Source organism: Patescibacteria group bacterium (assembly GCA_041662665.1).
Taxonomy (GTDB): Bacteria; Patescibacteriota; JABMPQ01; order JABMPQ01; family JAQVVF01; genus JAQVVF01.
Genome location: JBAZSC010000001.1, coordinates 436,818 through 453,399, shown reverse-complemented (window position 1 = coordinate 453,399; position 16,582 = coordinate 436,818). Strand labels below are relative to the sequence as shown.

Genomic DNA, 16,582 nt, shown 5'->3' with positions numbered 1-16,582 from the left:
CTATTAAGCCTTTAAAATATTCTTGGTGGTTTTTCGTATTGTGTTGGTATCAAAACGTCTTTTAAGGAATCAATATCCTCTAGAACGATACCACAACCACGAACAACACATGTCAATGGATCATCAGCAATATGAACAGGCATTTGAGTTTGCTCGGCTAAAACTTTGTCTAAGCCACGAAGTAGAGATCCACCGCCAGCCAAAACTATTCCTCTTTTCATAATGTCAGCGACTAATTCTGGAGGTGTTTCTTCAACTGTAGTTTTTATATTATTAACAATTGTTCTCACTGAACGCATTAAAGCTTCACGAACTTGTTCATCATTAATAACAACTTCTTTTGGCAAGCCAGTAACTAAATCGCGGCCGCGCATTGTTGTTTCAAGCGGTTCGTCTAATTTTGAAGCTGAACCAATGGCGATCTTAATATCTTCTGCTGTTTTTTCACCTAGAAGCAAATTAAATTCAGAGCGAGCGTATTCAATAATATTTTGATTTAATTCATCGCCGGCAATTCTCAATGATTTTGCAGTTACTAATCCGCCTAAAGAAATTACAGCAACTTCGGTAGTACCTCCGCCAATATCAACAATCATATTTCCAGATGCATCTTGAACTGGAAGGCGCGCGCCAATTGCTGCAGCCATAGGTTCTTCGATCAAAAATGCTTGCCTAGCTCCAGCGCTAATTGAGGCATCTTCTACTGCCCTTCTTTCAACTTCAGTAACTCCAGATGGAATGCCAATGACAACACGAGGACGCGGAAAGATTGTGAAACCTTCTTGATGGACTTTTTCAATAAAATAACGAAGCATTTGTTCTGTGACTTCAAAATCAGAGACAACGCCATCAACGAGAGGTCTAGTTGCAACAATATGAGCTGGAGTTTTTCCAACCATTTTTTTGGCTTCATTACCGATTGCTAATACTTGATTTGTTCTTTTGTTGATTGCAACAACAGAAGGCTCGTTGATAACAATGCCTTTGTCTTTAACGTAAACCAAAGTATTTGCTGTTCCTAAATCAATTCCGATATCTTTGGAAAAGCGTCCTAAAATATTATTAACTATGGACATAAAAATATTATAGAAAATAGAAAATAGGAAACAGTTCTCGTTGACTGTTTTCTGTTTTCTGTTTTCTTTTAATTAAATTAAATGTTACTGAAAATCTCGTCTATTTCAATTAACTTGGAATTTTGCTCTTGACGTTCTTTTATCTCTACTGAATTCTTTTCTAATGTTTTTTGACTAATGACAATTCGCAATGGCATGCCAAGCAAATCTGAATCTTTTAATTTGTATCCTGCTGATTCTTTCCTATCATCATATAATACGTCATAATTGTTTTTCAGTAAAGAATCATAAATTTCTTTTGCTTTATTTGAAACTTCTTGATTATCTTGCTGTAAACATAATAAATGAATTTGAAATGGTGCGACTTGTTTTGGCCAAATGATTCCTCTATTGTCTGCAAAAACTTCTACCAATACGCCCATTAATCTCGTAATACCTATACCATAAGAACTTAAATGAACTGGTTTTTTTGTACCATCTTTATCTATAAAATATAAACCCATTTGCTCGCACTTGCCTGTGCCAAAATTGAAGATATTGCCAACTTCAGCTGCTTTTTTTTGTTCAAAATCTTTCATTTCCATTCCCATTTTCTTAACAGTTTCTTCATTAAATATTTCTTCATTAACAGCAATTTTTTTATCTTTATTTACATAAATAATATCTTCACCAGAATCGCAAATAGTTTGAAATTCATGACTGAATTTATCAGTAAAAACTCCGCCAGAAGCTGATGTAACATATGTGATATCGCCAAGTCCAACTCTATCAAACACTTTTAAATAAGCATCAGTAGTTTTTTTATAGAAAGCCATATTATCTTCTTCGGATGCTGCAAAGGCATACATATCTTTCATTAAAAATTCTCGGCATCTAATAATACCGCTTTTTGCTCTAACTTCATTTCTCATTTTATTTTGAAATTGATGAACATATCTTGGCAAATCTTTATAGCTAGCGACAAAAGATTTCATCATTTCAATAATTGGCTCTTCATGAGACCAACCAAAACCAACTTCTGTATCATTTTTAAATTTTGATTTAAACCAAACATCAACAGCTTTATCATCCCATCTTCCAGTTTTTTTCCAAATTTCTTTATTCTGTAAACTAGACATGCTTATTTCTTCAGAATCTATTTTTTCCATTTCTTCATTAACAATTTTTCTAATTTTGTTTACAACCTTTAAACCTAAAGGCAAAAGATCATAAACTCCAGCCATTTCTTTATTTATAAAACCTGCTTGAATTAGAAGTTTTGCGTTCAATGAAATTTCATCTTTTGGCGCAGTTTGTTTAGTTTTGGTAAAAAGTTGTGATTGTAACATAATTAAAAATTAAAAAATTTTATTCCATAAATTTATAAAGATATCTTTGAATTTAAATACATCTCTGAAAGTAACAACAACCATTAATAAAATCAATAAAGCAAAGCCTGTAGTATGAATTATATTTTCCACTTTCATAGAAATTGGTTTGCGGCGGATTTTTTCTATGATAATAAATAATATTCTTCCGCCATCAATTGCAGGAATTGGCAAGGCATTGATAATCGCTAAATTAATTGATAATAATGCAACAAATTGCAAAACATAACTAAATCCCATTTTTGTAACTTGGCCAGTCATAACAGCAATTCCAATTGGACCGGCAACATCAGCGCCAATTTTATTGCCAACAAAAAGATTTTTAATAATATCGTAAAAACCAACTATCAAAGCAATAGTTAAACTAAATGTTGCTGTTATGCCTTTCCAAATTGATGTAAGCCATGGATAGGAAACGATACCAGTCTCAACTAAACCGACACCCAAAGCGCCTTGATTTTCTGGCGGATTTTTTCTAGGCTCTATTTTTATATCTAAATTTTCATTATATCTTTTAATTTTTAAATCAATTTCCTTGCCTTTATTTTTATCAATTGCTTTTTGAACTTGAGTAACGTTCTCTAATTTTTTATTATTTATTGATACAACTTGATCGCCAATTTTTAAGCCAACTTTTTCAGCTGGTGAATCTGTGGAGATTGACATGATCTGTACTTTTTGATCTTTGGCATAACTTTTGTTTTGAGAATCTATTGCTGTTGGCAAGCCAACTTTGAAGCCAATCATTAATACTAATGCCGCTAAGACAAAATTCATAGCAACGCCAGCGATTAAAACAATAATTCTTTGCCAAGCTTTTTTTGCTGAAAAACTATCTGGATCTGATTTGCCATCGCCATTCTCGCCTTTCATTTTACAAAAACCGCCCAATGGCAACCAGTTTAATGAATATACTGTTGCTGGAAAATTTTCTTCTGATTCTTGACCTGCAACAGCTGCTAATTGCTTTTTTCCTTTGCCTCTTTTGGGTAAGACCAAAACAAACTTTTTTGTTTTAGGATCTTTGTAAGTGCCAATAATTCTTGGTGGATAGCCGAAACCGAATTCATCAACTTTAATTCCTGCTTTTTTTGCAGCAACAAAATGACCGAGCTCGTGAACAAAGATCAACAGACCTAAAATTATTATAAAGGTTATTAAAGTTATCATATATTTTTTTAAAAAAATTAAATAAAATTCTAAATCCTAAATTCTAAATCCTAAACAAGCCCAAAATTCAAAATTTTAAATGCTCAAAACCGATTCTTTTTAATTTTGAAAATTTGGCTTTTGAATTTGTTTAGAGTTTAGTATTTAGAATTTATAATTTTCTAGACAGTCAGGATTTCTTCTTCTTTTTTCTTTCTGATATCTTCAATTTTCTTATTGTATTCATCAACTAATTTATCTAAATCTTCTTTAGTCTTAAATTTTTCATCTTCACTGATTTGTTTTGCAGATTCCATATCTTTAAGCTTTTTCATTGTTTCTTCGCGAGTGCTTCTGATTGAGACTTTTACTTCTTCGACTTTTTGATTCAAAACTTGAGCCAATTCTTGTCTTCTCTCTTCTGTCAATGGAGGAATTTTTATTCTGATGATTTGACCATCACTGCTAGTAGTTAAATTAAGCTTTGATTCTGAAATTGCTTTTTCGATAGATTTAATTGAATTTTTATCAAATGGAGAAATTGAGATCATTGCTGGCTCAGGAACACTAATTGTCGCAATTTGTTTTAATGGAGTCTTGGTTCCATAATATTCGACTAGAATATCTTCAACCAATGCAGATTGAGCACGGCCAGTTTTGAATTTCCTTAATTCATTTTGCATAAAATCTAGAGATTCATCCATATTTTTCTTTGCTTGATTGATAATTTGATTAGGCATATTTTTTGAATTATTTTATAAAATTTAGTTATCTATTGTTTTACTGCCATTATGCCAGTATAAACATTTTGCGTATTTTTTGGATCGATTACTAAACTAGTTATTACATTATTTGTAATTTTTTTTACATTCCAATTTTTTCCTCCGTCAACTGATTTATGAATTGTAGTATCAACTCCGACATAAATTATTTCTGGGCTTTTTGGACTAACTGCCATTGCCACATTTGTAAATTTTCCTGGATCTAATAATAATCCTGTATCAATCCATTTTTTTCCGTCATCTATAGATTTTGTAACGCCATAGTGCGATCCTAGATAAATGATACGATCATCTCTTGGATCAAATTGAATTGCAGTAATTAAATTAGCACCGCGAAAATCGACTAAACTATCTTTCAAATCTTTCCAAGTTTTTCCACCATCTTTTGTTACATAAGCGAATCTGCCCTTGATTGCAACATAAATTTTGCGAGAATCTTTTGGACTCATTTCCATTGTCGCAACTGGGCCTGAAAACCAGTTAGTTGCAAGCCAGCTGTTGCCGGAATCAGAGCTTTTTAGAAATCCGCCATTAGTCAAACCTGCATAAATTATTTTTGGATTAAAATGATCAACTAGAATACTCATAACGTCAATTTTTGCGTGAGTTTCAGAATATATTTCGTTGAAATTTGCTCCAGCATCTGTACTCTTGTACATTTTTCCTAATGTTCCGATACTTCCTCCAGCGTAAATAACATTACTATCTTTTGGATTAATTGCAACTGCATTAATCGTTCCTTGCTTCAAAGAAGTTTGTTGCCAAGTATCGCCAGCATTTTGACTCTTCATAATTCCGTTGCCTAGAGTTCCAATGACAATATTGTTTGGATTATTTTTATCAATGGCAATGCAAAGTACACTAAATGTTGCTAATGACTTTTTATTTTCTGATACAGCTTTTTGTTCCCAATTCTTGCCGGAATCAACTGTCTTGTAAATAAACAAATCTTTTGGTTTATTGCAAGCTGAACCTGTTAACATCACTGATGCCAGTAGAAATATTAGAATTGATATTTTTTTTGTTGGCATATTTATTTGGTAGTTATAAAGTTTATAAAGTTCTTAAAGTTATAAAGTATTTTATATCTTCAAAAAGAAATTTTCTAATGCTAGTTTTTCATTAATGTTAGGAGCATTATTTATTTCTGTAAGATATTTTATTAAATTAATTATTTTTATTTTTTCATTATTTTCTGAAAATTGCTTAAGCTCATTTAAATTAGACTGATTTAAAATTAGATTTGGATTATTTGATTTTAATAATAAACAATCGCGAAAAAATGAAGTCCAGAGATTAATTATTTTATTAAAATTTTCTTTTGATTCTTTGTAAATTTTTTCGACAAAAATAAATTTTGAGTTAATATCTGAATTTAATAAATTTGAAAAACTAGAAATAAATTTTTGTCTGGCAAGAATTCCATTTTTATTATTCGCTAATGCAAGAGCAATTCCAGGACGGCCTTGTGCAAATTGCAAGATCTGGTTTTTTTCTTGCTCCGACAAATTGTGATTATTCAGCAAAAGATTTATTTTTTCTTTACTGACTAGATTAAATTCATAATTAATGCAACGAGAAATAATGGTTGGCAAAACTTTTGATTTGTTGGATGTAACCAAAATTAAAACTGTATTTCTTGATGGCTCCTCTAGAGTTTTCAATAAAGCGCTTGCTGCTTGATTGGTAATATTAGCTGCATCATCAATTATCATTATTTTAAATTCTGATTGCGATGATAATAATAATTTGTGCTGTAAATCGCGGACTTCATCAATTTTGATTGCGGTATTTTTCTCTAGAATATGAATATCATTCTTTGAGCATTTCAGGAGATTGGCGAATTCTAAAGCTAATGTTTTTTTGCCAAGATTGGCAGGTCCGCTAAATAGGTAGGCATGAAAAAATTGGTGGTTTTGAACACTTTTTTTGATGGCCTCCTGAATTCTTTCATTTCCGATTATTTTCATAACTCATATATAATTTAACATAAATTTACTAACGTTAAAAGAGCAAATAAAAACGGGCTTAACCCGTTTCTATGCATTTATTAAATTTTTTTACTTTTTAATAATCGCAAAATAATATGTACTTTTTGCAAATTTCTTGAAATATTTTACTATAAATTTCTTTTTTGAGGTATTATGTTTTATTTTTGCATTTTTCCAATTATTGCTAATTGGATACCAGTTCAAACCAGCTTTAACGCGATATTTCAGTCTAAGCTCTTTTTGAGTGATTGCTGGATTTATCTTTTTTAATGCTTTTAATTCTTTTTTTGTATATTTGTAGGCAATTTTAAATTTGAATTTCTGATCTGAATTTTTTGCTTTGTATTTATTTAAATTTGTCTTAAATGTCCAATACTTTTTTAATGATAAATGAGAGCCAAGCTCTAGACTTCCTGGATAAGCAGAATGTCTAACAAATTGAATCCAATAGTTATGATTCTTTGTTAATTTGTTTGGTAATTTAGTAAAATTGATAATTAATGACTTGCCTTCGATTTGCTTGCTATTCAAACCTGAATAGAGATAGATTTTTTTTCCTTTTTTAAGATGTCTTTCAGCGATAATTGTACGATCGATAATATATGTTTCTGTTTTTACTTCTTCTGAATTTCCTAGACTGTCGACTGAAAAGAATTTAAGAGTTGTATCTTGAGAAATTGTAATTGGCGAAGTGTAAACTGTTGATGAAGTTGTTGGAGTAGTTCCGTCAGTAGTGTAATATGTTGCTGAAATTGTTGAATCTGCATCAGTTGCGGTTAATGTTACTGTTTGATCTGTTTCATATGTACCGCCAGCTGGTGAGGCTGTTGTTGTTGGAGCAATATAGTCGATAAACCAAGAGGCAATTCTATTCGCAGTAATTCCGCCAGCAACTGTAAAAGATCCTCCTGCATATAATGCATCGTTGTAAACTTCTAAAGCTGAAACTTTGCCATTTGTGCCTGAACCAACAGCACTCCAAGAAGTTCCATTCCATTTAGCAATATAATTGATTGCTGTTGAATCTACTGTAGTGAATTGTCCTCCAACATATAAATTATTATCGTAAACAGCAAAAGTATTAATTTGCGCATCCATTCCTGAGGAGCCAACCCCATTCCAAGTTGCCCCATTTAATACTGCAATACGATTAACGGTATTTGCATCTGCAGTAGTAAATGCTCCTCCAGCATATAATTGATTATTAAAAACGGCTAAAGCATTGACATTACCGTCCATTCCTGAAGAACCGACCGCGCTCCAAGTAGTACCACTCCAAACAGCAATGTGATTAACAGTGTTTGTATCTGCAGTAGTAAATGCTCCTCCGGCGTATAACTCATTATTAAAAGTAGCTAATGATTTAATATCATTGTCCATTCCCGAAGAACCAACTGCACTCCAGACAGTACCATTCCATGCAGAGATATAAAAAACTGGAGCTGCATCAGCTGTTGTAAAATCACCTCCGGCATATAATTTGTCATTATATACGACTAATGCATTGACTGCACCATTCATGCCAATAGTACCTACCTTACTCCAGGCTGTTCCATTCCATTTTGCAATAGCAAACGCGGAAATTCCATCTATTGTGCCAAAAGATCCGCCAGCGTATAACTCATTATTATAAACTGCTAAACTATATACGTCTCCATCTGTAAAGCCAGTAGAACCAACTTTGCTCCAGCTCGTGCCATTCCATTTTGCAATACAATTTGTTGTGATCCCATCAGCTGTTGTGAAAGATCCACCAGCATACAATTCATTATTATAAACTGCTAAGGCATCAACTGAGGCGTTCATTCCGGAAGTACCAACTGCGCTCCAAGTTGAGCTCGTTCTGGCAAACGCTTGATTGTTTAAAAAAAAGCTGAAAACAAAAAATAGAAATGCAAAAATAATACTCCCAAGAAAATGTTTTTTCATTTATTTTGTTTTATGTGATAACTTTGTATTTAATATAGCATAGATACGAAAAAAGTTATTAACATTTTTTATACTTTTTTCAAAATATCTAATGTTTCTCTAGCGCATTTTTCCCAAGAGAATTTTTTGATTTGCTGAAAACCTTTTTCTATTAAATTATATCTTAAATTTTCATCGCTTAAGCCCAATTTAATTTTTTCAGTCATTTCATCAACATTTTTTGGATCAAATAATATGGCTGCCTCGCCAGTAACTTCTGGCAAAGATGCGGCATTTGAAGAAACAACTAATGTTCCGCAAGCCATTGCTTCTAACGGCGGAATACCAAAGCCTTCATAATTTGATGGAAAAACAAATAATTTTGCACCATTCATCAGATATGGCAAATCTTCTTCCTTTGTCCAGCCAAGTTCAATAATTTTATCGCGTAAATTATTTTTATTAATTTCTTCTTCTATTAAATCATAACCATTCTCAGGTACGCCAGCTAAAACTAATTTGTAATCCTTAAATTTTGGATCTGCAATTATATTTTTAAAAGCTTTTACTAAATTTAAGATGTTCTTTTTCAAATTTAATCTGCCAGTGTAAAATAAATAATTTTCTGGTAATTTATATTTATCTTTGATATTTTGAATTGCGTTTTGATCATCAATTTTTTTGTAATCATTTTGGCTGAAGCCTAAATAAATTACTTTAATTCTACTTGGATCAATATTGCAGAATTTAATCATTTCTTGTTTTGTAAATTCAGAAATAGTTAGAATCAATGCTGCTTTTTTGATAGCTTGCTCTAAACCAAAATTATGATATTTGATTTCTTTATTAGAATATAATTCAGGATGAGATTTAAAACCAATATCGCAAATTGTAGTTACTGTTTTTTTTGGCGAGGCTAAAGGAATAATGTGAGCTGGAACAAATAAAATATCTGGCGGATTTTTTTTCATTTCATAAGAAAGCCTAACCATTGTCCAAAGATATTTTGGTGGCCAAGATAAAACTTGTTCCTTGAAATTTTGCGGTAATTTTGCTAACTCGCCTTTTAATTTATCAGGAGAATATAAATTATATTGATTATTTTTATCTAATTTTGCTAATTCTAAAATAAGGTTATATGAATACCATTCTGTCCCGGTTTTGACTTGTTTGTTTGCTCTTGAAGCGTCTATGCCTATTATCATGGCTAAAATTCTAAATCCTAAATTCTAAATACTAAACAAATCTAAATGATCAAAATATAAAATCTAAAAACTATTGTTTTTTGTAATCGGTTTTATTATACTATATTATTCTGGTCCGGAAAAAGGAGGAGGAAGAAAATGGCAAAACTGATCGTTACGAGAAAAGTGGAACCCGCAAGTGGTAAAGAAAAAGTCAATGTTTGTTTAAAGGGCAAGCATCACATCGAAGTTTTTGGTGACACCCTTTTAGAAGCGCTTGGTAGATTCGTTTATGAAAATAATCAATTATTAAACATTGAACTCGATATCAGCCAAGATGTTCTGCCGAGAATTACCATTTCTTTAAAATAATTGCTCTCTGTTTAACCGTTAAACTTGTGTTTGCGGTTTTTTTATTATTCAGAATAAGATTAAATTTGAACATTTGTATTTTGAGTTTGCCTGCCTGCCGGTAGGCAGGTTTAGAATTTAGATATTAGTGCTTAGGATTTTACCTTTTAGAAGCTAAAACGCTTCTCTTATACGAATCAAGATTCTCTAAAGCAGCTGCTGTTCCTTTAACAACACATAAAAGCGGATCTTCGGCAACATAACATGGAACACCTGTTGCCTTGGCTAAAAGTTGATCTAAATTTCTTAACAATCCTCCACCACCTGATAAAATCATGCCTTTATCCATGACATCTGCTGATAATTCTGGAGGAGTTTCTTGCAAAACTGCTTTGGCAGCTTGAACAATTTCACGAAGTTCGTCTTGAATTGCTTCAGTTGTTTCATTTGAAGTAACAATAATATTTTTTGGAAGACCTCGAACCATATCACGGCCTCGGATTTCTATTGAATCTTCTTTTTCAACTGGTAAAGCTGTACCAATTTTAATTTTGATTTCTTCAGCTGTTCTGTCACCGATAACTAAACCATGTTTTTTGCGGATATAATTTGCAATAGCCATATCTAATTTGTTTCCAGCAACACGAACTGAATTCACAGCAACAATGCCACCTAAAGAAATAACAGCAACCTCAGTTGTTCCGCCGCCAATATCAATAATCATATTTCCACAAGATTGAGCGATTGGAATTCCAGCACCGATAGCAGCAGCGATTGGCTCTTTGATGATATATGCAGCTTTTGCACCAGCATTCATTGTAGCATCAACTACAGCTCTTCTCTCTGTTGAAGTAATACCAGCTGGAACTGCAACCATAACTTCTGGACGAAAAAGTCTGACATTGCCAATTGATTTGTTAATAAAATATTTGAGCATTGCTTCAGTAACACGATAATCTGCGATAACTCCATCTTTCATTGGACGAGAAGCAACAATTGTGTCTGGTGTTCGACCAAGCATTTGTTTTGCTTCATTACCAACTGCAAGAATTGAATTATCATCTATTGAAACTGCAACAACTGATGGCTCATTCAAAACAATACCTTTTTTTGGAAGATAAACAACTGAGTTTGCTGTACCTAAATCAATGCCGATTTTTTTTATAAACATAACGTGAAAATTTTCAATTTCTAATTCTAAATTTCTATTAAATTTTTAATAATTAATTTCTAAACATCGACGACGACATGAAGGTTTAAAAATTAGATTATTAGACATTTAATAGAAATTAGAAATTGAAAATTAGAAATTAGACTCTTTGAATATTTGCTCCTAAATTTCTTAACCTCTCCTCAATCTTTTCATATCCCCGATCAATTTGGTAAATATTATCAATTTCTGATTTGCCTTCTGCAATTAAAGCTGCAATAACTAAAGCAATACCAGCTCTAATATCCGGACTTTCTAGTTTTGCGCCATAAAGTTTTGTTGGACCTTGGACAACAATTCGATGCGGATCGCACATAATAATATTGGCACCCATTTTGTTAAGTGAATCAGTATAGAATAATCTGCCTTCATAAATTGTTTCATGAACCATGCTTAAACCTTTGGCTTGAGTTAAAAGAATTGTTGCTGGAGCTTGCAAGTCTGTAGCGAAACCTGGATATTCATGAGTTCTAACTTCACAAGCATTTAAACCTTTGCATACATTAAGATCTTCTGAAGGATTTATCTTAACAAAGTCTTTGCCAATTTCAAAATTAACACCAATATGTTTTAGTACTTTCCAGAAAACTTCAAGATGTGACGGTTCGCAATTTGTAATTTTTAAATCGCCACCAGTCAATGCTCCCAAAATTGCAAAAGTTCCAGTTTCAATACGATCTGGAATTGCTGTAAATTCTCCGCCGCTAAGACTTGGGACTCCTTCAATTTCAATATTTGGAGTACCAGCACCGGTAATTTTTGCTCCTAAAGAATTCAAAAATTCTGCCAAACTGACAATTTCTGGCTCACAAGCTGTGTTAATTAGAACTGTTTTGCCTTCTGCCAACACTCCTGACATAATTAAACTTTCTGTAACAGTATGAGAAATAATTGGAAAAACAAATTTTGTTGCTTTTAGTTTTTCATTAGTTCTTTTCAGATGATAATAATCTCGTTCAAATTTTATTTCAACGCCAAACTGATCTAAGCCATCTAAATAAATATCAATTGGTCTTTTACCAATGATATCACCACCTGGAAATGGAAATTTTACTTCGTTAACTCTAGTTAGTAATGGAGCTAAAAACATTATTGAAGCGCGTAATTTTGCAACTAGATTTTTGTTTAATTCTGTTTTTTTAATTTCTTTAGTTTGGACTTTGTATTCATGATCGTTAATTTTTTCTACATTACCACCAAGATCTTTTAAAATTTCAAACATAACATGAACATCTTCAATATCTGGAATGTTTTTTAAGATCACTTCTTGATCTGTCAAAACTGTAGCAGCAATGACTTTTAAGGCATTGTTTTTTGCACCTGCAACTTTTATTTCGCCGGATAATTTATTTGGGCCTGTAATTATGAATTTGGACATAAAACAAAAGTAATTAGTAACTAGTAATAAGTAACTAGAATTTATTTAAGTATATTACAAAAATAGCGAAAATACAACATAAAAAAACTGTGAAAATCACAGTAGTAAAAAGTGCAAAAAATGTATTAACCTGCAATCAAATCTGGAATCTGATGGGATTTGTTCCATTCTGTAAGCTCATCTTCATCAAATATGATTAACAGAGTCAATGGCTGTGCAAGTTCCTTTTTCCATTGCGCTAACTCAATATCAGTAGGCTGTCCCGGAATTCTTGAAGTTAGATTTGGCTTTCCAACAATACTATTCCAATCTTTTGGCATTTCTTTCTTCTCCTTTCTTGAGGAAACTAGAACAATTACGATAATTTCAGAAAAGAAATTACTCAAAATAGTTCGTTAACTCCATAGACATGAAATTTTGATCTGATTGGGCTTCTTCTACCTTCATCAAGCGGGTCTAAAGGGTTAGGAGGAGGCGGATTGTCTTCTGGCAAGTCAGGCAGCTGATCAGGCGAAACTTCAGGAAGTTCTGCTGGATCAAACTCTTCAAGTATTTTTCGTGCCAATTTCACATCACTGGAAGTGTCATGTGAGGCCATTTCTCCCTCCTCGTTGGGTCGAATCAAAGCATATTTTATCAAACTCAATTTTAACTGTCAAGATTGGTTTTGACAAAATGATTAAAAATTGTTATTTTTTAATTAATATATTATATGAGAAAATTGCATCGACAAATTTTATTATCTTTAGCTATTGGCATTTTTATTACACTCGCACCATTTTTGGTTTTCTATTCTATGGGCTTTCGTTTTGATTTTAAAAAATTTGAGATTACAAAAGTTGGAATGCTAGTTATTGAATCGCAACCAGAAAGTGTTAATGTCTTTTTAAATAATAAATTTGTTGATAATGGCACTCCATTCAAAGCTTCTTCACTGACTCCGAAAAATTATAAAATAAGAATTGAAAAACAAAACTTTTTTTCTTGGAAGAAAACATTACCTGTGAAAAGTGGCAAAGTAAATTGGGCAAGTCATGTTAGATTATTTTATGAAAATCCAAGCTTAAAATCTTTATCTAAAGAACAAACATTTGATAATTTTAAGTATTTGCCTGACGAGAAAAAAATATTTTTGTCAAGCAATCAACAAGACAAAAAAGGCATTTTTGAATACGATTTAGATTCATCAAAATTAACAAAAATTTTTCCAAAAAAAGAAGAGAGCTCAAAATATGAAAATGCAGAATTTTCTGATTTACAAGTATCGCTAAATGGCAGATATACTTTTTTTACTTGGAATGAAGCATCAGCAATAAAGAATTATATGATTGCTAATTCGGAAAAAGTCATAAATTTAAATAATGTTTTTGGTTTTGATATTTTAAATCCAAAATGGTCAATGCAAAATGATAGCTTAATTTATTGGATTTATAATGATAATTTATATAGCTTTAATGCTGATTCGTCTTCAATACCATCTGTTGCTTCAACTTCTGTATTTGATTATGCAATTGGAAATGATTATGTATTTTTGGAAAAATTTGAAAATGAGAAATATGTCATCAAAAGATCAAATGAAAATAATTTAGGAGCTGATAATTTGTTTGTAGAAAATCCTGATAATTTAAAAACATCGGAAATTAAAGTAGGATTAAAAAATGCAGTTGCATTTAAGCTAGAAAATAATGTCTTGTATCTAACAAAACAAAAAAAAGGCAGCAATGAATTTTCAGCAACAAAAATTTTTGATAACCCAAGAGATTTTGTTTGGAGCGAAGAAGAAAACAAATTATTATATTATAATGATGTTGAGATGTGGTTTTATGAATTAGTAAATCGTTCATCTGAAATTCCGTTGATTCATAATGAATATAAAGTAAATAATGCAAATTTGATTGCCAGATCTCAGACAAGAATTGATAAAGCGATTTGGTATTCAGATTTTGAGCATGTTTTATATAATATTGATGACAAATTAAATGTGATTGAATTAGATGAAAGAAGCACTAAAAATTCGTACACATTTAATAATTTTAATGTTTCAAATTTTGCAATTGGCTTGAAAGGCGAAAATTTAATATTTTTAAATCCTGATAAAACTTTATTCGAAGCTAGAATTTCGGAAGACGATAGTTTATTCTAGCCACAGATTTTATACAGATATTTAACAGATGCGACACAGATACACAGATTACTAACTGCTGAAATGCAGTTTTTTTGTCAGCCTTCGTTTTTGTTTGGACTTGTTTTACGAATTCTTTCTTTTACTGTTGAAATTCTTTATCTTAAAAAAATATTTTGACACTTCGGCTGACAAGTATAAAAAAAATCAGCCTAGGCTGATTCAAGTGGTGGATACCTTGAAAGATCGATATCTAAAACTTTTGCCATTCGTTCTTTTGTAGAATACCATGCTGGCAACAAATCCATTGCCCAGAAAAAACCCAACGAATCAAAACGGTCATCTAACCAACCAGGTAAAAACTTATCTAATAATTCGTCTCTAACTATACTTGCTTGCTCGTCTGTGAGTTCAGTGTTGAGATTGCGGTACGTTTCTTTGATAAGGTCTAGATCTTGAATACGTCTTAAAGATTCTTGATGTGCCGGTCGAACATGACGAATCATATTTTCTCGTTGCGATCTTGCAGACAGTTTTTTCATGCTTTGCATTAATTCTTGGTCAGAAATATTGATGCCCAAGATTTTCCTAATACTGTTATACAATCTCTGTTTCAAGTCATCTTCATTTTTATGTTGATTCTGATCTTCGCGTAGATAAGTTCTACACATTGATGGAGCGTTGAATCCTTTACTTGGCTTCATCGTTTTCCTCCTGCAAAGAGCTAATATAAGTATACTATTGTTCTTTTTCTTTTCAAGAGAAAATAAAAAAACCGCGAGAATAAATCCCGCGGCCAAATATTTTTTTATCTCTTTGCCCATTGTGGAGCGCGTCTTGCTTTCTTTAAACCTGGCTTCTTTCTTTCTGTTTCTCTTGGATCTCTTGTTAAGAATCCTGATTTTTTTAGAGGAACTTTGTAAGTCTGATTTTTGACAACTAAGGCTCTTGAAATTCCTAATCTAACTGCTTCAGCTTGGCCTTTTGATCCACCACCTAAAACCTTAACCGTTGTATCAAATTTTCCTTCTTGACCAACTGATTTATATGGCTCTAAAATAATATCTCTTAAATCTGCATTTTTGAAATATACTTTTAATTCTTTTTTATTTACAGTAAATTTTCCATTACCGCGATATAATCTGACTTGGGCAATAGCTCTTTTTCTTCTGCCTGTTCCATAATAATATTTTCCAGCTAAATCGCCGGCTTGTTTTTCTTGAATAACTTCTTTAGCAACTTCTTTAATTGTCTCTGGTTTCTTATTTTCCGTCATTTGTGAATAATGTTAATCTTTTTAATCTAGCATTTTGAAGCCTATTTTTTGGCAACATGCCTTTGACTGCGTTCTTAATCAAAAAATTAGGATTCTTATTATATTTTTCTTGTGCAGAAAATGTTCTTAAATTTCCTAAATACCAAGATGAATGATGATATTTTTTATCTTCCATTTTGTTGCCAGTCAAAATAACTTCACTGGAATTAATAACAGTTACAAAATCTCCCATATCTAAATGAGCAGTATAATCAACTTTGTGTTTGCCCATTAAAAAAGTAGCAGCTTTTGTTGCTAATCTTCCCAATGATTCTTTTGAAGCATCAAGAATATGTTTTTCTCTCTTAATATTTTTTGATTCTGGAATAAATGTTTTCATATAATACACTAATATTTCACTAATAAACTGTTATTGAATTAATTCTAGTAATACCATTTTAGCATTATCGCCTTTGCGAGTGAACAACTTTGTGATTCTTGTGTAACCGCCTTTTTTGCCAGCGAATTTTATTGCTAAATCTTTGCTGAATTTGATGGCTGCTTTGCTATTTAAATCTTGATTTAATGCTCTTTTCGAAATTAAACTTTTTTCTCTGCAAGCAGTAATTATCTTTTCGATATAAGGTCTGACAAAAGATGCTTTTGCTTCTGTTGTTTGAATTTTGCCATGCAAAATTAAAGATGAAGCTAACATTTTTTTCAAAGCTTTTCGTTGTGCTCTATCACGTCCTAATTTTTTAGTATTCTTAAGATGTCGCATCTTTGTTAATTAAAAGTCTAAAATCTAA

General features: G+C 31.7%; 18 protein-coding genes. 2 read left to right on the top strand and 16 right to left on the bottom strand.

Features of this window, described 5'->3' with window-relative positions:
• Positions 1–11: 11 nt before the first annotated feature.
• The 8 genes from WC663_02335 to WC663_02300 all read right to left on the bottom strand — a co-directional run bounded on the left by WC663_02335 (position 12) and on the right by WC663_02300 (position 9,478).
• Positions 12–1,076 (bottom strand): rod shape-determining protein, encoded by a 1,065-nt coding sequence (locus WC663_02335; protein ID MFA6296164.1) that lies wholly within the window; start codon positions 1,074–1,076, stop codon positions 12–14.
• 77 nt (positions 1,077–1,153) lie between these two features.
• Positions 1,154–2,404 (bottom strand): aminoacyl--tRNA ligase-related protein, encoded by a 1,251-nt coding sequence (locus WC663_02330; GenBank protein MFA6296163.1) that lies wholly within the window; start codon positions 2,402–2,404, stop codon positions 1,154–1,156.
• A 9-nt stretch (positions 2,405–2,413) separates the two neighbouring features.
• Positions 2,414–3,613 carry an RIP metalloprotease RseP gene (gene rseP, locus WC663_02325; GenBank protein MFA6296162.1) on the bottom strand — a complete coding sequence of 400 codons (1,200 nt, stop codon included), beginning with the start codon at positions 3,611–3,613 and terminating at the stop codon, positions 2,414–2,416.
• A gap of 161 nt (positions 3,614–3,774) precedes the next feature.
• Entirely contained in the window at positions 3,775–4,332 is a 558-nt protein-coding gene (gene frr / locus WC663_02320; protein ID MFA6296161.1) for a ribosome recycling factor, read from the bottom strand.
• Between the two features lie 32 nt (positions 4,333–4,364).
• Positions 4,365–5,405 carry a YCF48-related protein gene (locus tag WC663_02315; protein MFA6296160.1) on the bottom strand — a complete coding sequence of 347 codons (1,041 nt, stop codon included), beginning with the start codon at positions 5,403–5,405 and terminating at the stop codon, positions 4,365–4,367.
• Between the two features lie 51 nt (positions 5,406–5,456).
• Positions 5,457–6,344 (bottom strand): AAA family ATPase, encoded by an 888-nt coding sequence (locus tag WC663_02310; protein MFA6296159.1) that lies wholly within the window; start codon positions 6,342–6,344, stop codon positions 5,457–5,459.
• Positions 6,345–6,434: 90 nt separating this feature from the next.
• On the bottom strand, positions 6,435–8,294 hold the full coding sequence (locus WC663_02305; protein ID MFA6296158.1) for a chitobiase/beta-hexosaminidase C-terminal domain-containing protein: 1,860 nt from the start codon (positions 8,292–8,294) through the stop codon (positions 6,435–6,437).
• Positions 8,295–8,362: 68 nt separating this feature from the next.
• On the bottom strand, positions 8,363–9,478 hold the full coding sequence (locus WC663_02300; GenBank protein MFA6296157.1) for a glycosyltransferase family 1 protein: 1,116 nt from the start codon (positions 9,476–9,478) through the stop codon (positions 8,363–8,365).
• Positions 9,479–9,616: 138 nt separating this feature from the next.
• Here WC663_02300 and WC663_02295 point away from each other — a divergent pair, with 138 nt between their 5' ends.
• Positions 9,617–9,829, top strand: a complete 213-nt coding sequence (locus WC663_02295) for a hypothetical protein (GenBank protein MFA6296156.1) — start codon at positions 9,617–9,619, stop codon at positions 9,827–9,829.
• A 139-nt stretch (positions 9,830–9,968) separates the two neighbouring features.
• Here the strand turns inward: WC663_02295 and WC663_02290 are convergent, their stop codons facing one another.
• The 4 genes from WC663_02290 to WC663_02275 form a co-directional block, all read right to left on the bottom strand.
• Complete coding sequence (locus WC663_02290; GenBank protein MFA6296155.1) at positions 9,969–10,979, bottom strand: rod shape-determining protein; 1,011 nt, start codon at positions 10,977–10,979, stop codon at positions 9,969–9,971.
• Positions 10,980–11,118: 139 nt separating this feature from the next.
• A complete protein-coding gene (gene murA, locus WC663_02285) occupies positions 11,119–12,396 on the bottom strand; it encodes a UDP-N-acetylglucosamine 1-carboxyvinyltransferase (GenBank protein ID MFA6296154.1) in 1,278 nt (425 codons plus the stop codon).
• A 125-nt stretch (positions 12,397–12,521) separates the two neighbouring features.
• The gene (locus WC663_02280; protein MFA6296153.1) at positions 12,522–12,716 is read right to left on the bottom strand and encodes a hypothetical protein; all 195 of its coding nucleotides are present in this window, start codon (positions 12,714–12,716) and stop codon (positions 12,522–12,524) included.
• Positions 12,717–12,778: 62 nt separating this feature from the next.
• Positions 12,779–12,994: a hypothetical protein gene (locus tag WC663_02275; protein MFA6296152.1), complete on the bottom strand. Its 216-nt coding sequence runs from the start codon at positions 12,992–12,994 to the stop codon at positions 12,779–12,781.
• Positions 12,995–13,108: 114 nt separating this feature from the next.
• Between WC663_02275 and WC663_02270 the strand changes: the two genes are divergently transcribed.
• Positions 13,109–14,539: a PEGA domain-containing protein gene (locus tag WC663_02270; protein ID MFA6296151.1), complete on the top strand. Its 1,431-nt coding sequence runs from the start codon at positions 13,109–13,111 to the stop codon at positions 14,537–14,539.
• Between the two features lie 191 nt (positions 14,540–14,730).
• Here the strand turns inward: WC663_02270 and WC663_02265 are convergent, their stop codons facing one another.
• The 4 genes from WC663_02265 to rplQ all read right to left on the bottom strand — a co-directional run bounded on the left by WC663_02265 (position 14,731) and on the right by rplQ (position 16,554).
• The gene (locus WC663_02265) at positions 14,731–15,222 is read right to left on the bottom strand and encodes a hypothetical protein (GenBank protein MFA6296150.1); all 492 of its coding nucleotides are present in this window, start codon (positions 15,220–15,222) and stop codon (positions 14,731–14,733) included.
• Between the two features lie 104 nt (positions 15,223–15,326).
• Positions 15,327–15,794, bottom strand: a complete 468-nt coding sequence (gene rpsI / locus WC663_02260; GenBank protein ID MFA6296149.1) for a 30S ribosomal protein S9 — start codon at positions 15,792–15,794, stop codon at positions 15,327–15,329.
• Entirely contained in the window at positions 15,781–16,173 is a 393-nt protein-coding gene (gene rplM, locus WC663_02255) for a 50S ribosomal protein L13 (GenBank protein MFA6296148.1), read from the bottom strand. Before rplM ends, rpsI begins: the two co-directional genes overlap by 14 nt.
• A gap of 30 nt (positions 16,174–16,203) precedes the next feature.
• Positions 16,204–16,554, bottom strand: a complete 351-nt coding sequence (gene rplQ / locus WC663_02250) for a 50S ribosomal protein L17 (GenBank protein MFA6296147.1) — start codon at positions 16,552–16,554, stop codon at positions 16,204–16,206.
• Positions 16,555–16,582 lie beyond the last annotated feature (28 nt).